Annotated in this window: 19 protein-coding genes; 9 read left to right on the top strand and 10 right to left on the bottom strand. The window is 64.1% G+C overall.

What is annotated here, in order from left to right:
• Window position 1 precedes the first annotated feature (1 nt).
• Window positions 2-1,954: a secretin N-terminal domain-containing protein gene (locus LMT64_RS02855; RefSeq protein WP_126352532.1), complete on the top strand. Its 1,953-nt coding sequence runs from the start codon at window positions 2-4 to the stop codon at window positions 1,952-1,954.
• Between the two features lie 71 nt (window positions 1,955-2,025).
• The gene (gene aroC / locus LMT64_RS02850; protein ID WP_229253330.1) at window positions 2,026-3,177 is read left to right on the top strand and encodes a chorismate synthase; all 1,152 of its coding nucleotides are present in this window, start codon (window positions 2,026-2,028) and stop codon (window positions 3,175-3,177) included.
• 216 nt (window positions 3,178-3,393) lie between these two features.
• Here aroC and LMT64_RS02845 read toward each other — a convergent pair whose 3' ends face one another.
• On the bottom strand, window positions 3,394-3,834 hold the full coding sequence (locus LMT64_RS02845) for a 23S rRNA (pseudouridine(1915)-N(3))-methyltransferase RlmH (RefSeq protein WP_126352530.1): 441 nt from the start codon (window positions 3,832-3,834) through the stop codon (window positions 3,394-3,396).
• A 163-nt stretch (window positions 3,835-3,997) separates the two neighbouring features.
• On the opposite strand from LMT64_RS02845, the gene LMT64_RS02840 reads away from it, so the two are divergent.
• Complete coding sequence (locus tag LMT64_RS02840) at window positions 3,998-4,642, top strand: ComF family protein (RefSeq protein ID WP_126352529.1); 645 nt, start codon at window positions 3,998-4,000, stop codon at window positions 4,640-4,642.
• Window positions 4,643-4,784: 142 nt separating this feature from the next.
• Here LMT64_RS02840 and LMT64_RS02835 read toward each other — a convergent pair whose 3' ends face one another.
• From LMT64_RS02835 to LMT64_RS02825, 3 genes are read right to left on the bottom strand one after another with little or no spacing between them, the layout of a single operon-like run.
• Window positions 4,785-5,333, bottom strand: coding sequence for a DUF1684 domain-containing protein (locus LMT64_RS02835; protein WP_229253329.1), 549 nt, complete (start codon window positions 5,331-5,333; stop codon window positions 4,785-4,787).
• Window positions 5,330-5,557 (bottom strand): RNA-binding S4 domain-containing protein, encoded by a 228-nt coding sequence (locus tag LMT64_RS02830; RefSeq protein ID WP_126352527.1) that lies wholly within the window; start codon window positions 5,555-5,557, stop codon window positions 5,330-5,332. The genes LMT64_RS02835 and LMT64_RS02830 overlap by 4 nt, the downstream gene beginning before the upstream one ends.
• A complete protein-coding gene (locus LMT64_RS02825) occupies window positions 5,554-5,988 on the bottom strand; it encodes an Hsp20/alpha crystallin family protein (protein WP_126352526.1) in 435 nt (144 codons plus the stop codon). Before LMT64_RS02825 ends, LMT64_RS02830 begins: the two co-directional genes overlap by 4 nt.
• 75 nt (window positions 5,989-6,063) lie before the next feature.
• Here LMT64_RS02825 and miaA point away from each other — a divergent pair, with 75 nt between their 5' ends.
• The 5 genes from miaA to LMT64_RS02800 all read left to right on the top strand — a co-directional run bounded on the left by miaA (window position 6,064) and on the right by LMT64_RS02800 (window position 12,388).
• Entirely contained in the window at window positions 6,064-6,978 is a 915-nt protein-coding gene (gene miaA / locus LMT64_RS02820; protein ID WP_126352525.1) for a tRNA (adenosine(37)-N6)-dimethylallyltransferase MiaA, read from the top strand.
• Between the two features lie 408 nt (window positions 6,979-7,386).
• The gene (glgC, locus tag LMT64_RS02815) at window positions 7,387-8,637 is read left to right on the top strand and encodes a glucose-1-phosphate adenylyltransferase (RefSeq protein WP_170166018.1); all 1,251 of its coding nucleotides are present in this window, start codon (window positions 7,387-7,389) and stop codon (window positions 8,635-8,637) included.
• A 71-nt stretch (window positions 8,638-8,708) separates the two neighbouring features.
• Window positions 8,709-9,608: a DUF1028 domain-containing protein gene (locus tag LMT64_RS02810; protein ID WP_126352523.1), complete on the top strand. Its 900-nt coding sequence runs from the start codon at window positions 8,709-8,711 to the stop codon at window positions 9,606-9,608.
• 289 nt (window positions 9,609-9,897) lie between these two features.
• Window positions 9,898-11,679 carry a translational GTPase TypA gene (gene typA, locus LMT64_RS02805; protein ID WP_126352522.1) on the top strand — a complete coding sequence of 594 codons (1,782 nt, stop codon included), beginning with the start codon at window positions 9,898-9,900 and terminating at the stop codon, window positions 11,677-11,679.
• Between the two features lie 181 nt (window positions 11,680-11,860).
• Window positions 11,861-12,388 (top strand): GNAT family N-acetyltransferase, encoded by a 528-nt coding sequence (locus LMT64_RS02800; RefSeq protein WP_126352521.1) that lies wholly within the window; start codon window positions 11,861-11,863, stop codon window positions 12,386-12,388.
• 51 nt (window positions 12,389-12,439) lie between these two features.
• Here LMT64_RS02800 and LMT64_RS02795 read toward each other — a convergent pair whose 3' ends face one another.
• The 5 genes from LMT64_RS02795 to LMT64_RS02775 form a co-directional block, all read right to left on the bottom strand.
• A complete protein-coding gene (locus tag LMT64_RS02795) occupies window positions 12,440-13,279 on the bottom strand; it encodes a 3-hydroxyacyl-CoA dehydrogenase family protein (protein WP_126352520.1) in 840 nt (279 codons plus the stop codon).
• Window positions 13,280-13,318: 39 nt separating this feature from the next.
• Window positions 13,319-13,777 carry a WapI family immunity protein gene (locus tag LMT64_RS02790; RefSeq protein ID WP_126352519.1) on the bottom strand — a complete coding sequence of 153 codons (459 nt, stop codon included), beginning with the start codon at window positions 13,775-13,777 and terminating at the stop codon, window positions 13,319-13,321.
• On the bottom strand, window positions 13,777-14,094 hold the full coding sequence (locus LMT64_RS02785) for a YciI family protein (RefSeq protein WP_126352518.1): 318 nt from the start codon (window positions 14,092-14,094) through the stop codon (window positions 13,777-13,779). Before LMT64_RS02785 ends, LMT64_RS02790 begins: the two co-directional genes overlap by 1 nt.
• A 1-nt stretch (window position 14,095) precedes the next feature.
• Entirely contained in the window at window positions 14,096-15,277 is a 1,182-nt protein-coding gene (locus LMT64_RS02780) for a thiolase family protein (RefSeq protein WP_126352517.1), read from the bottom strand.
• 65 nt (window positions 15,278-15,342) lie between these two features.
• The gene (locus LMT64_RS02775) at window positions 15,343-15,624 is read right to left on the bottom strand and encodes a nucleoside triphosphate pyrophosphohydrolase (RefSeq protein ID WP_126352516.1); all 282 of its coding nucleotides are present in this window, start codon (window positions 15,622-15,624) and stop codon (window positions 15,343-15,345) included.
• Window positions 15,625-15,680: 56 nt separating this feature from the next.
• Here LMT64_RS02775 and LMT64_RS02770 point away from each other — a divergent pair, with 56 nt between their 5' ends.
• Window positions 15,681-16,181, top strand: a complete 501-nt coding sequence (locus LMT64_RS02770) for a DUF456 domain-containing protein (RefSeq protein WP_229253328.1) — start codon at window positions 15,681-15,683, stop codon at window positions 16,179-16,181.
• 61 nt (window positions 16,182-16,242) lie between these two features.
• On the opposite strand, the gene LMT64_RS02765 is transcribed toward LMT64_RS02770, so the two are convergent.
• The gene (locus tag LMT64_RS02765) at window positions 16,243-17,235 is read right to left on the bottom strand and encodes a CPBP family intramembrane glutamic endopeptidase (RefSeq protein WP_229253327.1); all 993 of its coding nucleotides are present in this window, start codon (window positions 17,233-17,235) and stop codon (window positions 16,243-16,245) included.
• Window positions 17,236-17,273 lie beyond the last annotated feature (38 nt).

The following is a 17,273-nucleotide window of genomic DNA, read 5'->3' as shown; positions in this document are numbered from 1 at the left end:
CATGATGAAACACGCCACTGCTCTGCTCATGACCGCCGCGCTCGGCCTGGGCGCTGCTCAGACCGCCGCCCCTCAACCACTGGCCGCCCCGGTGCAGACCCAAGCCGCTGATTCCTCTCTGTCCGACGCCAGCATTACCATCGAGACGGGCCGCTATCAGGGTCCGCTGTCCAGCCTGCTGGGCGCGATTGCTCAGGCCGCCGGGTACGTGCTGGTCCTAGAAGTCAATGTGGACACCCTGGGTACCGACGCTCCACGTCCGGTGGCCTACTCGTTCCGCGACAAGCCCTTCAACGAAGTCTGGCCGCTCCTCATGGACGTCTACGGCCTGAACTACTCGGTCACCCAACTCGGCGGACAACCAGTGCTACGCGTCAGCAACGCTTCAGTGCAGCGCGTGGTGGACCTGAACGCCGCCGAGGCCAACTATGTCGTAGAGCGGGCCAAGGTGTTCTTCGGTAGCCCAGCGGCCGCCCAGGGACAGGCCCAGGTCAGCGGCGACACGGGCACAGCAGCCACGCCCGCCGTACGTTACGAGTTCGACTCGCAGACCCTACGCGTCATTGCCGACACCGTGACCAACCGCGTCATTATTCGCGGCAACAACCAAGAAGTGCGTGAGGTCGAAGCGTTCGTACGTGACCTGGACGCCTCAGCGGCCGCTCAGCAGCAGGCTCAGCAAGACCTGTACGGTACGGGCGCTGGTGCGACCCGCCGCGAAGTCTATGCCGCCAACAGCGACGCCGCAGCCCTGCGGACCTTCCTGGCGGCTCAATACCCAGGCCTGCGGGTCAGCGCGGTGCCGGGTGGACGCTCACTGGTCCTTGAAGGCAACACGGCTACGGTGCAAGAAGCCATGTCCTTCCTGATGCAGGTTGACCCGGCAGCTGGCGCAACCACTCAGCGCGTTTTCCAACTGGTCAATGCCAATGCCAAAGACTTGGCCGATACGCTGACCGCGACCCTGGCCCGTGACCTGACGGCTGCGACCAGCACCCCGGCGGCCAACACCGCCGCCACAGGCAACTCGGTGGGCACCAGCACCGGCAACAATCCCGTCAACGTGAATGTCAGCACAGCAGTACCCGCCGCAGTTGCGTCACCCAGCCTGGCTTCGATCCTCCCGGATGTCCGGACCAACACCCTGATCGTGCGCGGCACGGCAGCGCAGGTGGCCCAAGTTGCCGAGTTGATTCCGACCCTGGATGTCCGGGTGCCGCAAGTGAACCTGCAGGTCCGCATTCAGGAAATCACCGAGACGGCCCAGCGTTCGCTCGGGGTGGATTGGCAGGCCGGATTCGGCGGCTTCCGGGTCGGCATTGTCGGCAGCGGAGCATCTCCTACTGGTCTGACCGCTACGTTTGATCCTACGCAGTCGCTGGTCGGGTTCAACATCTTCCCCACCCTGAATGCCCTGGAAACCCAGTCGCTGTCCAAGCGTGTCTATGACGGCATGATCTCCATGCAGAGCGGTCAGCGCAGCCTGGAAGCCAGCAACGGTAGCCGCAACTCCTCCGACGGCGCGGCCGCCACCATCAAGTCGGGTGGCAAGCTGGAACTGAACATCCCCGACGGCGAAGGTGGCAGCATCGAGAAAGTGATTGACTACGGCGTCATTCTGGACTTCTTCGAACCAGTCGTGGCTCCCGACGGCACCATCACCCTGCGCGTGCGCGGTCAGGTCAACGACCTGCTGAATGAGGACGCCCTCACCCCTGGTGCGCTGCCCTACCTGCTGCGCTTTTCCAACAGTGAAGCGCAGACCCGGATCTCCTTTAAGGCGGGCGAAACGGTCCTGCTGTCGGGCCTGCTGGGCACCACCGAGAGCAACACCAAGGCCGGTCTGCCTTTCTTCTCGATGATTCCGGGCATCGGCGCGCTGGCGGGCAACCAGTCCACCAACCGCGACTCTACCCAGATGCTGTTTGTCATTACTGGCGACATCATCGAATAACGGCACGTCCGTCCTTACCCCAGTCCTCGCGGCTGGGGTTTTTTATTGGGCAGCTGCGCTACAGTGCGGCTGTGCGTTATCTGACTGCCGGAGAGTCTCACGGCCCCCGCCTGACCGCAATCGTCGAAGGCTTGCCCTCACAGCTGCCCCTGGGCAAGACCGATATTGATCCCTGGCTGCGGCTGCGGCAGGGTGGCTATGGCCGGGGCCGCCGGATGGTCATCGAAACCGACGAAGTGCAGCTGATGAGTGGAGTGCGCGGTGGTGTGACCACCGGAGCGCCCGTGACCCTGGACATCGAGAACCGTGATTTTCGCAACTGGACCGAGATCATGGCTCCGGAAAGCGGCAACTGGCCGCGCAAGAAAGCTCTGACGGACGCCCGCCCAGGCCACGCCGACCTGACCGGTGGCATCAAATACCGCCACAAGGGCCTGCGCGACGTGCTGGAGCGGGCCTCAGCGCGGGAAACGGCGGCGCGGGTGGCGGTGGGGGCCATTGCTCTGAAGCTGCTCGGTGAGGTCGGTATTCAGGGAGCCAACTTTGTGCGGCGGCTGGGGCCGGTAGAGGTGGCTTCTCCTTTCAACTGGGACGCGCTGGAGACCATCGAAAACAGCGATCTGCGGACCTGGGACGAAGACGCCGCTGGGCAGATGCGGGCGCTAATCGACCAAACCAAGGCGGCGGGCGACACACTAGGCGGCATTCTGGAAGTGCGCTTCCGGGGCCTGCCGGTGGGCCTGGGCAGCTATGCGCACTGGGACCGCAAGCTGGACAGCCGCATTGCCGCCGCCGTGATGAGCGTGCAGGCCATGAAGGGGGTGGAGATCGGGTCTGCTTTCGAGAATGCCGCTCGGCCCGGCAGTGGGGTGCATGACGCCCTCTACCGCGATGAGGCACGGGGCTACCGCCGCGACACCAACGGCGCGGGCGGCCTGGAAGGCGGCATGACCAACGGTGAGGAACTGGTGATTCGCGTCGCCATGAAACCCATCGCCACCCTGATGCGTCCGCTGCCTACTGTGAATGTGGTCACGCACGAGGCCAGTGACGCTGCCCGCGAGCGCAGCGACACCACGGCAGTACCGGCAGCCGGGGTCATCCTCCAGTGCGTCATTGGCTGGGTGCTGGCCGACGCCGTGCTGGAGAAATTTGGCGGCGATACCCTGCCGGAGATTCAGGAGCGAGTCGCCGCAGCGCGAGCCTACGCAGCAGAATATTGAGACGAAGATGGTGGAGGGTTTCGCCCCTGGGATGGCAGACGGGTGACGGAGGGTCAAGGCCCCAGATGATCATCCAGGGCCTGTGGGGGGCAGGAACCAGAACCACTCTGCTGCGGCCAGAGCAGTCCACACCATTTACAAGCGGCCTTCTGCCACGCGTGACGGCAACCCCGGAAGTGGCTCTGTGATTGATCCCCGCTCCGCTTGCGGGAGAATTCACCCCCGGTGATAAGGTTCTCCTGCGCTGATGGTGCTGGCGCGGTAAAGGGCTTCGGTCAGCACCACCATCGCCAGATCATGTGGCAGGGTCAGCGCGCCCAGGCTCCAGAGCCGGGCCGCCTGGGCGCGGAGTTCTTCGGTATGCCCCTCTGGCCCACCGATGGCAAAGGCCAGTTCACCCGTACCACCCAGCGCCTGCGCGTCTAGCCACGCACTCAGACCTTCACTGGTCCACTGCTCACCGCGTGGGTCCAGCAGCACCAGCGGAGCCTTGCCCGCCGCCCGTAACACGGCTTCGCTCTCGGCAGCCTGGGTCTTGCCGCCCACACGGCTCACGGTGAGCTTGTGGTAGCGGCGCAGCCGTTTTTCGTACTCGTCCCAGCCCGCCTGGGCATATTTCAGCTTGGGTTCTCCGACAGTGATCAGGTGCAGACGCATGTGCTTTTACCCTAGAGCACTGTGACATAAGAATGGCATGTTATTTGCCATTCGTTGTCCGAGTGGAACGAGTAAGTTTAGACAGAGTATTGGACGGAATGGAGGCATTTGGGGTGCTGTTCCCCGAAGGCCGTGATTCTGTCCAATGCGCTAGCCTGAACACATGGCCCTGCGTGAACAGCTCGGTGCTCTGCTGCGGCTGGCCCTGCCCCGTGCCTGCCCTGGTTGCGGTGCCCAGCTGGGTTCAGAGGCGGGTCTGTGTATACGCTGCCGCAGCCAACTGCGCCCCCACACCGAGCGGTACTCACTGCTGTCGCCCGGTCCGGTGCCCCATCTGGTCAGCCTGGGCCGCTATCAGGGGCCAGTGCGCCGAACCGTTCGCGCCCTCAAATACGGCCAGGCACGGGAAGTGGCCGAGGTATTAGGGACAGCCTTGGCCTCCGCCATCCCGAACGCTTGGCAGATCGTCGGCGTGGTGCCGGTTCCCCTGCACCCTCTGCGCGAGCGCGAACGTGGCTTCAATCAGGCGGCACTCCTGGCCGAAGCTATTGCCGACACCCTGCAAGTTCCTTACGCCCCCCAAGCACTGCAGCGGGTCCGGCGCACCCAGCAACAGGCCAAGCTGAGCGGCGACCAGCGGCGGCAAAATGTTTCGGGGGCCTTTGTCGCGGACGCTTCACAGCTGTCGGAAGGTGCGGTGCTGCTGGTAGACGATGTTCTGACGACCGGATCTACCCTGCTTGCCTGCCGTGATGCGTTGCGGGCACAGGGAGTAGAGGATTTTTACTATGCCGTCGCCGCCCACTAGAGGTGATCCGGAACATGGGTGTGAGGTCCAAGCCAGTCTATGTCTACCTGCTCTCCTGCGGAGCTGTACCCGTCTGCTCGCAGACAACCCGTGGAGGTGCCGCCCACCCCCGCGATTTTCCGAAGGCAGCCTCTAAGCTGCGTTACTTGGCCAGCCGTTCGCCTACCCGCACGGGGATGGGAAAGACATGCTCCTGCGGTGGCCGGGGACAACTGTAGCCGTCCGCAAAGGCACACGCCGGAAAATACGCCCGGTTAAAGTCAAGCCGAGCCGTAACCTGACCCGCACTGTATTCCAGTGGCACATCCAGATAACGTCCACCGCCGTAGGTTTCCGGGCCTGAAGTGGCATCCCGAAACGGCACGAAAGCCACCGCAGGCTGTTCCTCGCCTAAAGGCGTGTACAGCGTCAGGGTACGCGGAGTCGCCTCACCCGGCAACGTTACCGTTACACGGCCAAAGGCCCCAAACCATTTCGTCCCGCCATCCAGCGTATCCAGCGCGATTTCGGGTGGAAAGTCGCCCAACTGCGCTACGTCTGCAGCAAAGTGCCAGGCAGGGTCAGGGGGATAAAAGCGCAGGCCCGTAAAGTCAGTCAGCGCCTCGCCCTTGACCGGCCCCCGGCCCTCACGGAAGCCCCGGTCACGGTGCTCCTGCCAGGTCAAGAGCGCTGCTTCCCACCCGTCACTCACCAGTTCACCTCAATGCGCTCATCATAGATCTCGATGATGTCGCCGCACCGGACCTTGCGCCGCCGCCGCGTTTCCACTTCACCGTTGAGGCGAACCTCGCCATTCTGAATGCGGAACTTGGCTTCACCGCCGGTGTCCACCAGGCCTTCGATTTTTAGGATGTCTTGCAGGTCGCGGGTGTCTTGGTCGCCGTAGTCTCTGGGGCCACGAATTTCTTCGGTCATGGTGTTTCTCCTTGTAGGTCTTGGTCGTCCAGCTCGCGGTAGGTGGCGTCAATGGTGGGGTGCTGTTTACGAAATTGGACCCGCAACACACCTGCTTGCAAGCTGGCTTCACCGCTGCCCGGCACCACTGCTTCGGGAAAGGCCAGTGTGCGCGAGAAACGCCCAGCCCGCCGCTCGGACAGCAGCAAGCGGCCCGCTTCGGGGGGCAGGCTGGCACGCTCACCAGCCACCGTCAGCACGCCCCCGTCTTCCTGCATTTCCAGCGTGCCTGGCTCCACCGCGGGCACATCCAGCAGCAGGGTCAGCGTGCTGCCTTCATCCAGCCAGTCGGCCAGCGGCACGAAGCCGCGCGCTTCGCCCTGGCTCAGGGCTTCGGCCTCTTCGCGGACGGTCATCAACTGCTGGAGCCGGGCGAGGGTCGATTCTTTCATGGGCTTCACGCTAGCGCATCTCCCGTCCTTCGAAGGAAAGTCAGTCCGGTCTGGCAGGGCGCTACACTCGGCCCTGTGAGCCTCTCCCCCATCCCAGTCCTGACGGCGCCTACGGCCAGCGGCAAATCGGCCCTGGCACTGGAACTGGCACAGGAGTTCAGGCTGGAGATCGTCAGTGCCGACGCCTTTACGGTCTACCGGGGCCTGGACATCGGCACTGCCAAGCCCCGTGCGGCGGAGCGTGCCCTGGTGCCACACCACTTGCTTGATGTCGTGGACGTGACCGAGAACTACGGCGTGTCCGGGTGGATCGCCGAAGCCGAAGCGGTGATCACGGACTTGCTGGAACGGGGTCGCCGACCACTGGTGGTGGGCGGCACGGGCTTTTATCTGCGTGCGCTGACGCAGGGGCTCCCACTGGCTCCCGCCGCCGACCCCAAGCTGCGCTCACAGCTGGAAGCCGAGCTGGCGGAACGCGGCCTGGACGCGCTGCTGGCCGATATCGCACAGGTGCGGCCAGATCAGCTGGAGCGAATGGAGCGCAACCCCCGCCGGGTGGTGCGGGCGCTGGAAGTGTACCGCCAAAGCGGGCAATTTCCCTCCGACTTCGGACACCAGGCTCCCCGGTTCACGGCCCAGGTTTTCGCTTTCAGTCCACCATTGTCAGAACTGGAAAAGCGAGCAGAGGCCCGTACCCGGCAGATGTTGGCTGCTGGGTGGCCCGCCGAAGCCGAGTGGCTGGCCGCGCAGGTGGCCCCGGACACCACACCGCTGCCTACCGCCTGGCAGGCGCTGGGCTACCGTGAAGCGCTGGCCCTGGCGCATGGTCACCGGACACTGGACGAAGCTGCCGAGCAGATTACCCTGGCCACCCGCCGCTACGCCAAGCGGCAGCGCACCTTTATCCGCACACAACTGGGCGCGGAGCTGCTCAGCCCTCAAGAGGGTCACGCGGCCTTGAGGGACTTCCTGACCACCAACGTTCAGTAGCGCCCTGACCGGCGCGTGAGCGCACCAGCCTCTCTGGGCTGGGAAGGCGCACCAGCTTCTCTGGGCTGGGAAGGCGCACCAGCCTCTCTGGGCTGGGAAGGCGCACCAGCCTCTCTGGGCTGGGAAGGCGCACCAGCCTCTCTGGGCTGGGAAGGCGCACCAGCCTCTCTGGGCTGGGAAGGCGCACCAGCCTCTCTGGGCTGGGAGGGCGCACCAGCTTCTCAAGGCCAGATGAATGACTAGGCTGCCCTGATGCATCCACAGGCTCCGGGCAGGCCGCTAGGATGAAACAAATCTCCTCTACCGCATGTTTTCGATGTCTGAAACCAGTCCACTGCGGCACTCAGACCTCGCGGCTGGCACTGGTCTAGACCGTGAATGGCAGGGAACCCGAAAGGAACAGCAATCATGAAACCACGTGTTCTCGGCATTATCCTCGCAGGCGGTCAGGGGTCGCGGCTGGCCCCGCTGACCTCGCTGCGCTCCAAGCCCTCGGTGCCGTTCGGCGGCAAGTACCGCATCATTGACTTTGCCATCAACAACCTGATCAACTCAGGCATTTTTTCGGTGTACGTGCTGACCCAGTACAAGGCGCAGAGCCTCACCGAGCACATTTCGCGCGGCTGGCGCTTCGGGTCTTTTTTGCCCGACTACTTTGTCACGGTGGTTCCGGCGCAGATGACCCTGTACGAGGAACTGGGGTCCGCGTGGTACCGGGGCACCGCCGACTCGGTGTATCAGAACCTCAATCTGGTAGAGGACTTCGACGCCGACTACATCGCCATCCTGAGCGGCGATCACATCTACAAGATGAACCTGGAGCACATGCTGGAGCAGCACATCGCGGCCCGCGCCGACGTGAGCATCGCCGCTTTCCCCATGTCACGCTCCGAGGCGCACCGCTTCGGGGTCATGCAGGTGGACGGCGAGAACCGCGTGACCGAATTTCTCGAAAAGCCCAGCGACCCGCCTGGCACTCCGGACGATCCCGAAGTTTCGCTCACCTCGATGGGCAACTATATTTTCAGCCGCCGCGCCCTGATGGAACTGCTGGACTACTCCATCAACGCCGACGATCAGGGCTTCGACTTCGGGCAGGACGTGATTCCTTATGCGCTACGCAGCGATTATCACGTGCACGCCTACGACTTTCACCAGAACACGATTCCCGGTCAGGACCTGCCCAACTCCTACTGGCGCGACGTGGGGACCATCGACGCCTACTTCGAGGCCAACATGGACCTGATCTCGGTGAATCCGGAGTACGGCCTGTACAACTCCAAGTGGCCGCTACGAACGACCTCCGAGTTCAGCCCTCCGGTCAAGTTCGTCCACGAGTCCGAAGGGCGCAAGGGGCAGGCGTTCAACACCATCATGGCCGGGGGCGTCATCGTCTCGGGCGGCACGGTGCGCGACTCGGTGCTGGGACGCGACGTGCGGATCAATTCTTACTCGTTGGTGGAGCAGTGCGTGCTGTTCGACTCGGTGAATGTGGGCCGGGGCTGCCAGCTGCGGCAGGTCATCGTGGACAAGGACGTGGAGATTCCGCCCAACACCAAGATCGGTTACAACCACGAGCATGACCGCGCGCGCGGCCTGACCGTCAGCGAAGGCGGCGTGGTGGTGGTGCCCAAGGGCTTTATCTTTCAGCGGAACTGAACCCAGCCGTCAGGACGGAAAAGGCCGACAAGCCGGGTCTTTTCCGTCTGCTCTTTCAAGGAGGCCAGACCATGACATTTTCAATTGTAGGACGTGATCCTGTGACCGGCGACCTGGGCGTCGCCGTCGCCAGCAAGTTCCTGGCCGTAGGCGCGGTGGTGCCGTACGTGAAATTCGGCGTGGGCGCGGTAGCCACCCAGAGCTATGTCAACCCCGCCTTTGGGCCGCGCGGGCTGGAGCTGCTGGGCCAGGGCCTTGGCCCTGAGCAGGTGTCGGCCCGCTTTGAGGGCGAAGACGGCGACATCGCGCAGCGCCAGTTCGGGCTGATCAGCGCCACCGGGCAGGCGCAGACCTTTACGGGCAGCGAATGTCACGGCTGGGCCGGGGGCCTCGCGGGGCCGGACTACGCCATTCAGGGCAACATCCTGACCGGGCCGGAAGTGGTGCAGGCCACGCTGGAAGGCTGGCAGGGCGCGCAGGGTCAGCCGCTGCCCCGCCGCCTCCTCGCCGCGCTCCAGGCCGGAGACGCGGCGGGCGGCGACAAGCGGGGCCGTCAGTCGGCGGCACTGGTGTGCGCCGGTCAGGGGCGGGGCTACGCGGGCCTGAGTGACGACTGGGTCAACCTGCGCGCCGACGACCACCCGGACCCCTGCGCCGAGTTGGAACGGCTGCTGGGACTGTACGAGCTGCTGTTCGACCGGCCTCAGGAAACCCGTGAGCTGAGCGGTGAGGAGCTGGCCTGGCTGCGCGCCCTGCTGGTCCGCGAAGGCTACGCGCGCGAGCTGGCGGGCGGCCCCTGGGACCAAGCCACCGAAGCCGCCGCCTGGGCGCTTTACGGCACCGAGAACCTGGAAGAGCGCTGGGTGGAAGGAGGACGGGTTGACCCGCAGGCCCTCAAATATTTGCAGGAGAAGTTCGGCGCGGGCGAGTACAGAGAGGCACCGAGCACCTTAGGATGCCTGAGTCCCTGAGGAACAGCCCCGGCCGTTTCTCTCCTGCTGCAGCAAACGACTTCCATTTTTCCCCCGGCCCATGACCCTGGAATGACGCGCCGGGGGCTCACTTTTGATACACTGTGAGGCTGTGTGGCCCGCCTGCTGTGCCGACACTCACGGCCAGACCTTTTCGGTGGGCCTTTTCGTGTGCCTGCGCCATTCAGCCCCAGCCTCTCGTTTCACTCTCCCGCAGTCCCAGGCCAGCACAACCGGGACCGCTACTTTTGACGGGACAACGAGAGGGGCTTTTCTCAAGGAGAACCTTATGGAATACCGCAACATCGCCATCATCGCCCACGTGGACCACGGCAAGACGACCCTGGTAGACGGGCTGCTCAAGCAAACCCTGGAACTCAAGCACGGTGAGGAAATCGCCGAACGCGCCATGGACTCCAACGACCTGGAGCGCGAGCGCGGCATCACCATTCTGGCCAAGAACACCGCCGTGGAATATAAGGGCGTCAAGATCAACATCGTGGATACCCCCGGCCACGCCGACTTCGGCGGCGAAGTGGAGCGTGTGCTGGGCATGGTAGACGGCTGCCTGGTCCTGGTGGACGCGGCCGAAGGCCCGATGCCTCAGACCCGCTTCGTGCTGCGCAAGGCCATTGAACTGGGCCTCAAGCCTATCGTGGTGGTCAACAAGATCGACCGCGGCGACGCCCGCCCCACCGACGTGGTGGACATGACCTTCGACCTGATGGCCGAATTGGGCGCCAACGAAGATCAGCTGGATTTCCCCGTGCTGTACGCCATCGCCCGTGAAGGCAAGGCGTTCAAGGAACTTGAGAGCCCCAAAGACGACTTCCACGAGTTGTTCGACATGGTGCTGGAGCACATTCCCGCGCCCGAAGTGGACGTGGAAGCTCCCTTCCAGATGGTCGTGACCAACCTGGACTACTCCGAGTACCTGGGCCGCATCGTGCTGGGCCGGGTGCAGCGCGGCACCGTCAAGAAGGGCGAATTCGTACAGCTGATCCATAAGGACGGCTCCATGACCAAGACCCGTGTGGTGCAGCCGTTCACCCACATGGGCCTCAAACGCATCGAAGTGGACGAAGTCAGCGCCGGCGACATCGTGGCCCTGGCAGGCATCGAGGACGCCAACATCGGTGAAACCGTGGCTGACGCGAACAACCCCGAAGCCCTGCCGATCATCACCGTGGATGAACCCACCGTCAGCATGGTGTTTCAGCCCAACACCAGCCCCTTTGCCGGCAAGGAAGGCAAGTTCGTGACCAGCCGCCAGCTGAACGAGCGCCTGGCCCGCGAGATCATGACCAATGTGTCGCTGAAGGTCGAAGAAATTCGCCCCGACGAGTTCAAGGTATCGGGGCGCGGCGAGCTGCACCTCTCGATCTTGCTGGAAAACATGCGCCGTGAAGGTTTCGAGATTCAGGTCGGCGCACCACAGGTGATTTACCGCGAGATTGACGGCGTGAGACATGAACCCGTGGAGCATGTGGTGATTGACGTGCCAGAGCAGCATGCCAGCACCGTGATCGGTGTGCTGGGTGCCCGCAAAGGCCAGATGGTGCACATGGAGCCGCAGGGCAGCCGCACCCGCGTAGAGTTTAAGGTGCCCAGCCGCGCCCTGTTCGGTTTCCGCACCCAGTTCCTGAGCATGACCCAGGGCGAAGGCATCCTGAGCCACGTCTACGACTCGTATCAGCCCTACGCCGGCGACCTGAAGACCCGTCAGAATGGCTCGCTGGTCAGCATGGAAGACGGGGTGGCCTTCGCCTACTCCATCTGGAAGCTACAGGACCGCGGCAACTTCTTTATTGACGCGGGCCAGGACGTATACGTAGGCATGATCGTGGGTGAAAACGCCCGGGAACAGGACATGAACGTGAACGTCTGCAAGAACAAAAAGCTGACCAACGTGCGCTCCAGCGGCGCCGACGACGCCCTGACCCTGATTCCCCCCCGCCGCCTGAGCCTGGAAGACGCGCTGGAGTACATCGCCGAAGACGAACTGGTGGAACTGACCCCCAAGAGCATCCGCCTGCGCAAGAAAATCCTGAACCCCAGCATGCGTAAATAAAGCCCCTCTGCGACAATAGCCCCGGCTGCTTGGTTGGGGCTTTTTTTGATGAAGTCGGAGGCCTGAGGCCTGATATGGGGTGCGCGGAGGTGCTGGCATGGAGCGCCGGCCCCCGGCCAAGCAGGCAGGTCCCGCAACGGAAGCGCTTGACAGCCGCCCAGCCCCGGCCCAATGCTTGAGCATGCCCCAGATTCGCCCGGCCACCCCCGCCGACCTCCCGGCCATCCTAGACATCTACAACCATGCCGTGCTGCACACCACCGCCACCTACGACCATACCCCGGTCAGCCTGGAGAGCCGCCAGGTCTGGTTTGCCGAGCGGCAAGCGGGCGGCTTCCCGGTGCTGGTGGGCGTGGGTGACGGCGGCGAGGTGCTGGGCTGGGCCAGTTACGGCCCATTTCGGCCCCGGCTGGGCTACAGCCGCACGGTGGAACACTCGGTCTATCTGGCTCCGGCTGCGCAGGGACAGGGCACTGGCAGCCAACTCCTAGAGGCGCTGATCGCTCAGGCTACGGCAGATGGATACCACTCCATGATCGGCGGAGTGGACGGAGAAAATGACGGCAGTATCCGCTTTCATGAGGGTTTTGGCTTCCGCGAATGCGGACGGCTGCCGCAGGTGGGGCACAAGTTCGGGCGGTGGTTGGATGTGGTGTTTCTGGTGCGGCGCCTGCAGGAAATGGACGCGCCGGGGCATGGGGAGGAGTAGAAAAGAAAGGCGCGGAAGCTGCCCGCCACCGCGCCCTCTTTGGAGTGCCACTCAGCTGTAGCGGTAAAACCCTTCGCCACTCTTGCGGCCCAGCAGCCCTGCCTGCACCATCTTGCGCAGCAGCGGGCTGGGGCGGTACTTGTCGTCGCCCAGGCCCTGATGCAGCACTTCCATGATCGCCAGGCAGGTGTCCAGCCCGATAAAGTCGGCCAGCGTGAGCGGTCCCATCGGGTGGTTCATGCCGAGTTTCATGATGCCGTCAATCGCTTCCTTGTCGGCCACGCCCTCCATCACGCACTGGATGGCCTCGTTAATCATCGGCATCAGGATGCGGTTGGAGACGAAGCCGGGGAAATCATTACAGCCCAGCGGCGTCTTGCCCATCGCCTCGGCGGTTTCGGTGACGATGCGGGCGGCGTCGTCGCTCGTCTGGTAGCCGCGAATCACTTCCACCAGTTGCATGAGTGGCACCGGATTCATGAAGTGCATGCCGATGAACCGCTCCGGCCGGCCCGAAGCGGTCGCCAGCGCCGTAATCGGAATGGAGCTGGTGTTGCTCGCCAGGATGCCTTCCGGCTTGACGATATCGCCCAGCTGCCGGAACAGTTCCTTCTTGATGCCCTCGTTCTCCACGATGGCTTCCACCACCAGGTCACAGTCGGCAAAGTCCGCGAGGTCGGTGGTGAATTGCATCCGCTCCAGCACCGTTTCAGGCGTGTCAGATAGCTTGCCCTTTTCGTGCAGCTTGCCCAGGCTCTTTTCGATGACGCCGCGGCCCCGGTCCAGGAACTCCTGCTTCTGGTCGTGGACCACCACGTCGAATCCACTTTGCGCCGCCACCTGTGCGATGCCGCCGCCCATCTGTCCTGCTCCGATGACTCCAAATTTCATAGTTGTCACTCCTTCTTGCTCGGTCTGAGAGCCGAATGTTCATCTGGCTAGGAAAGCCTTTCCTCTGACCGGAAATACTTGCATCACACCTGCCAGTTGCTGGCGAAACGCTTCAAGTTCCGCTGGGTCGATCTCCCACTGCGCCTTATGGCTCTGGATCAAATCTGTGTCGTGGGCAGTCAGCGTAGCGGTGAAAAATAGCCCTGTCTCATCCTGCACGAACCGTAATCTGAAATAAGGCTCCAGCGGGTTCAACTCCGCTTGCCAGCGTCCATGCAACTGTGGCGCGGCCAGGACGTCTAACTGGTCCGCCAACCCCGCCAGTTCCCAGGTCAGCACACAGGCTTCGGTCATCCGCAGGCCGCCCAGGTCCGTCTGAATGCTGACCTCTACCTCCAGCCAGTTGGCGTCGTAACTGCCTTCAGTAACCGGGGCCTCTGGAAACTCGTAGTCATTGACCACCATCCCGAAGCCCCTCAATGTCACCTGACCGGGCATCACTCCACCAGCGGCACGCCGTCCAGCTCTAGCGCCCTCCCCCGCTTGACCGGGGTAAAGGGAATATAGGTGTACTCGGCAAAGCCGCCCTGCACAAAAGGATCTCCGGCAAACAGGTCGCGAAGTTGCTGCTCACTGTCGGACCGGCAGATCAGCACGCCGCCCGTGCCGTCTTGCTTGCGACCACTGGTCAGGAAGACGCCGCTGCGGTAGTGCTGATCCAGCCACTCGCGGTGCTGCGGCGTGGTGGCGGTCAGCTCGTCCCCGGTCCTGAGGTAGCGGCTGTGGGCGACCCAGAGGGTAGGCACTTCGCTCATCTCAGTCCAACCGCTTGACGGCCAGCGCCAGGCCGTTGCCGCCGCCCATGCACAGGGTCGCCACACCGAACTCCTTGTCCTGCTGCTGCAGAGCGTGCAGCAGCGTGACCAGAATACGTGCGCCGCTGGCGCCGATGGGGTGGCCCAGCGCCACGGCGCCGCCGTTCACGTTTACGCGGCCCAGGTCCAGGCCCAGTTCACGGCTGACGGCCAGGCTCTGCACGCTGAAGGCTTCGTTCAGTTCCCACAGGTCCACGTCGCCCGCGCTGAGGCTCAGCTTCTCAAGCAATTTCTGGGTGGCAGGCACCGGGGTCATCATGATCCATTTGGGGTCCAGGCCGCCGGTGGCGTAATCCACGATTTCGGCCAGGGGCTTGAGGCCATGCGCCTGGGCATACTCCTCGCTGACCACCATCAGGCTGGCAGCCCCGTCGTTCAGACCGGGGGCGTTGCCGGCGGTCACGCTGCCGCCCTGTTTGAAGGCGGGCTTGAGGCGGGCCAGAGTCTCTTCGCTGGTGTCGCTGCGGGGGCCTTCGTCAGTATCCACCACGGTGTCCCCCTTGCGGCCCCGGACGGTCACCGGCACGATTTCGTCCTTGAAGCGGCCCTCCGTGCTCGCCGCCACCGCCTTCTGGTGGCTGGCAGTGGCGAAGGCGTCCTGCTCCTCGCGGGTGACGCCGTACTTCTCGGCCACGCGCTCAGCGGTCATGCCCATGCCCTCGTCGTTGATGGAGCACCACAGGCCATCAAACATGTTGGCGTCCTGCGCCTGTGCGTGCCCCAGACGGTAGCCCTTGCGGGCACCGGGCAGCAGGTAGGGAGCGTTGCTCATGCTTTCCATGCCGCCAGCCAGCACGACCCGCTGATCCCCGGCGCGGATGCTCTGGGCGGCCAGAATGACCGACTTGAGACCCGAACCGCAGACTTTATTCACGGTCAGGGCGCCTGCTTCGGGGGGAATGCCCGCCGCGATGGCGGCCTGACGGGCTGGAGCCTGTCCACTGCCCGCCTGCACGACCTGACCCATGATGACCTCTTCGACGTGGGCGGGGTCCACGCCAGAGCGCCTCAGGGTTTCGGCCAGGGTAACCGTGCCCAGTTCTACTGCGCTCACATCACTCAGGGCACCCAGCAATTTTCCGACCGGCGTGCGGGACGCCGCCACAATCACAGCTTTTGACATGGCCTTAGGATAACGCGGCCTGGCCCGGATATTGAGACACGCGCTGGGGGACAGCTGAGAGCAACTCAGTCGGGTGACCACCACAACCGCCGCCGGAACGCACCACGTTCTGCGGCTTTCTCAGACTGCAGGATTTCCAAGCGGGCTGGGTCTACCTCATCCAGTTCGGAGAGGGCATAGACCACTTCCAGCACGTCGGCCAGTTCCATCACCTCGCCCGACTGCAGATATTCCTGGACTTCTTCTTGCAGTTTGGCGCGCAGGGCAGTGCGGTACTCAGCCTCTCCCAGGGGCTGAGCCGTCCCGCCAAACAGCTCAGGAATGCGGTCACGGACGAGCTTGGGCATGAACAGCACTGTATCTCAAATGGCATCTCTCCCACTCCGGGCGCTACCCTGCAGCCATGTCGCTTGCCTTCGTCGTCTTCCTCGTGTTGTGGCTAATCGCCCTGGTCGGCACCTTTATTCCGGTGGTTCCGGCCACGGCCCTGCTGCTGATCGGCGGCGTGGCCGGGGTCTTTTTGCAGGGCTACAGCGGCTGGCAAGACGGGGTCTTTCTAGCGGTGCTGGTGGTGCTGACCATCGTCTCCAGCCTGGCGGACAACGTGGCTTCGGCCTGGGGAGCCGGGAAATACGGCGGCAGCAAACAGGCCATCTGGGGCGCGGTTGCCGGCAGCCTGGCCGGGCTGTTGCTGGGGCCGCTGGGCATCCTGGTGGGGCCGCTGCTGGGCGCGTTTCTGGCCGAACTGCTGCTGGTCCGGCGCCCGGTAGATGAAGCGGCCCGCAGCGCCTTCGGTACGTTGGTGGGCCTGCTGACCGGCATGGCCGCCAAATTCGTGCTGAATTTCCTGATTGGGGTCTGGGCACTGTGGCGGTTCTGGGGCCCGGCGCAGGGTCTGTTTTAGATCAGGAAAATATGGAGCGCCCCGACTGATCTAGGGCACTCCATTCCCCAGGGCATCACCGCTACCGCGTAGGCAAAGGCAAGGGTGGCAGGGCCTGCACCGCTGCTCTCACCCAGTCCACCACGGCGGGAAAGGTCGCCCCCGCCGACACCAGCCCGAACAGAATGATGATGATGTAGGCTCCGCTCAGCCAGGGACCAGGGGCAGCGCGGTTCTGGGGATCCACCCTGGGAGTCAGCCACAGATGCAGCACCCACAGCAGCCCCGCACCCAGGACGGCGGCACCCAGCCCCACAGCCGGCCCCATGCTTTCCAGCGCACCTTCACTCTGTGCCGTGGAAAGCTCGTCCAGCGGCAGGCGGTCCCCCAGTGCCACGACCAACCCCAGGACCAGGCCGTTGTTCAGCACATGCACGATCACGGGGTCCCACAGACTCCCAGTGTGCTGCGCCAATCGTGCCAGCACATAGGCCAGCGGCAAGATACCGATCACACTCACCGGGGCACCGTGCGCCAGCGCAAAAGCCGCACTGGTGGTGAGCGCCGCCACAGTGAAGCCAGCCGCCCGCTCGTGGCCACGCAGCATCAGGCCCCGGAAGGCGATTTCCTCAATGATTGGGACCAGCACGCCTCCGGTGAGCACCAGCAGCCAGGCCGCGCTGCCCGCCCCGGTCAGCACCTGCACCGTATCGGCGCTGGGCAACTGCGGGAAAAATGACAGGGCCACCGCACTCCAGGCGCGAGAAGCGATAAACACCACGATAAAAACAGCCAGCGCCAGGCTCCAGTTGGGTGGCGTACGCCAGCGTGAATCGGCCCGCAGGGCAGCGAACTCGCGCCCGAAGACCGTCAGCAGCAGCAGTACATTCACCGTGATGCTGATCAGGAAGGCAGTCACAGCGTCCAGCCCGAACTGGAGCATCAGCAGCGGAGCACCCAGGGCCTGCACCGCCAGGAGTGTCAGCGCGGCACGGTTGCCGCCCAGAGCCGTGACTCCGGTGGGCGCAGCACTGGGCGCGGGGGCAGGAGCTAGAGCTGGCGCGGGATCAGTCACCCGCCCAGACTAGCAGCCAACCTGGATGGTCGCTGGCA

It is taken from the genome of Deinococcus radiophilus (genome assembly GCF_020889625.1).
Lineage (GTDB): Bacteria > Deinococcota > Deinococci > Deinococcales > Deinococcaceae > Deinococcus > Deinococcus radiophilus.
This window is presented reverse-complemented; position numbering and strand designations above follow the sequence as displayed.

What these genes read in the sequence shown, in the direction of transcription:
- LMT64_RS02855 (WP_126352532.1), top strand. Translation starts at nt 2, where the DNA reads ATGATGAAACACGCCACTGCTCTGCTCATGACCGCCGCGCTCGGCCTG.
- LMT64_RS02845 (WP_126352530.1), bottom strand. Translation starts at nt 3,834, where the DNA reads ATGCGTCTGCACCTGATCACTGTCGGAGAACCCAAGCTGAAATATGCC.
- LMT64_RS02840 (WP_126352529.1), top strand. Translation starts at nt 3,998, where the DNA reads ATGGCCCTGCGTGAACAGCTCGGTGCTCTGCTGCGGCTGGCCCTGCCC.
- LMT64_RS02830 (WP_126352527.1), bottom strand. Translation starts at nt 5,557, where the DNA reads ATGACCGAAGAAATTCGTGGCCCCAGAGACTACGGCGACCAAGACACC.
- LMT64_RS02825 (WP_126352526.1), bottom strand. Translation starts at nt 5,988, where the DNA reads ATGAAAGAATCGACCCTCGCCCGGCTCCAGCAGTTGATGACCGTCCGC.
- glgC (WP_170166018.1), top strand. Translation starts at nt 7,387, where the DNA reads ATGAAACCACGTGTTCTCGGCATTATCCTCGCAGGCGGTCAGGGGTCG.
- LMT64_RS02810 (WP_126352523.1), top strand. Translation starts at nt 8,709, where the DNA reads ATGACATTTTCAATTGTAGGACGTGATCCTGTGACCGGCGACCTGGGC.
- typA (WP_126352522.1), top strand. Translation starts at nt 9,898, where the DNA reads ATGGAATACCGCAACATCGCCATCATCGCCCACGTGGACCACGGCAAG.
- LMT64_RS02800 (WP_126352521.1), top strand. Translation starts at nt 11,861, where the DNA reads ATGCCCCAGATTCGCCCGGCCACCCCCGCCGACCTCCCGGCCATCCTA.
- LMT64_RS02795 (WP_126352520.1), bottom strand. Translation starts at nt 13,279, where the DNA reads ATGAAATTTGGAGTCATCGGAGCAGGACAGATGGGCGGCGGCATCGCA.
- LMT64_RS02790 (WP_126352519.1), bottom strand. Translation starts at nt 13,777, where the DNA reads ATGCCCGGTCAGGTGACATTGAGGGGCTTCGGGATGGTGGTCAATGAC.
- LMT64_RS02785 (WP_126352518.1), bottom strand. Translation starts at nt 14,094, where the DNA reads ATGAGCGAAGTGCCTACCCTCTGGGTCGCCCACAGCCGCTACCTCAGG.
- LMT64_RS02780 (WP_126352517.1), bottom strand. Translation starts at nt 15,277, where the DNA reads ATGTCAAAAGCTGTGATTGTGGCGGCGTCCCGCACGCCGGTCGGAAAA.
- LMT64_RS02775 (WP_126352516.1), bottom strand. Translation starts at nt 15,624, where the DNA reads ATGCCCAAGCTCGTCCGTGACCGCATTCCTGAGCTGTTTGGCGGGACG.
- LMT64_RS02770 (WP_229253328.1), top strand. Translation starts at nt 15,681, where the DNA reads ATGTCGCTTGCCTTCGTCGTCTTCCTCGTGTTGTGGCTAATCGCCCTG.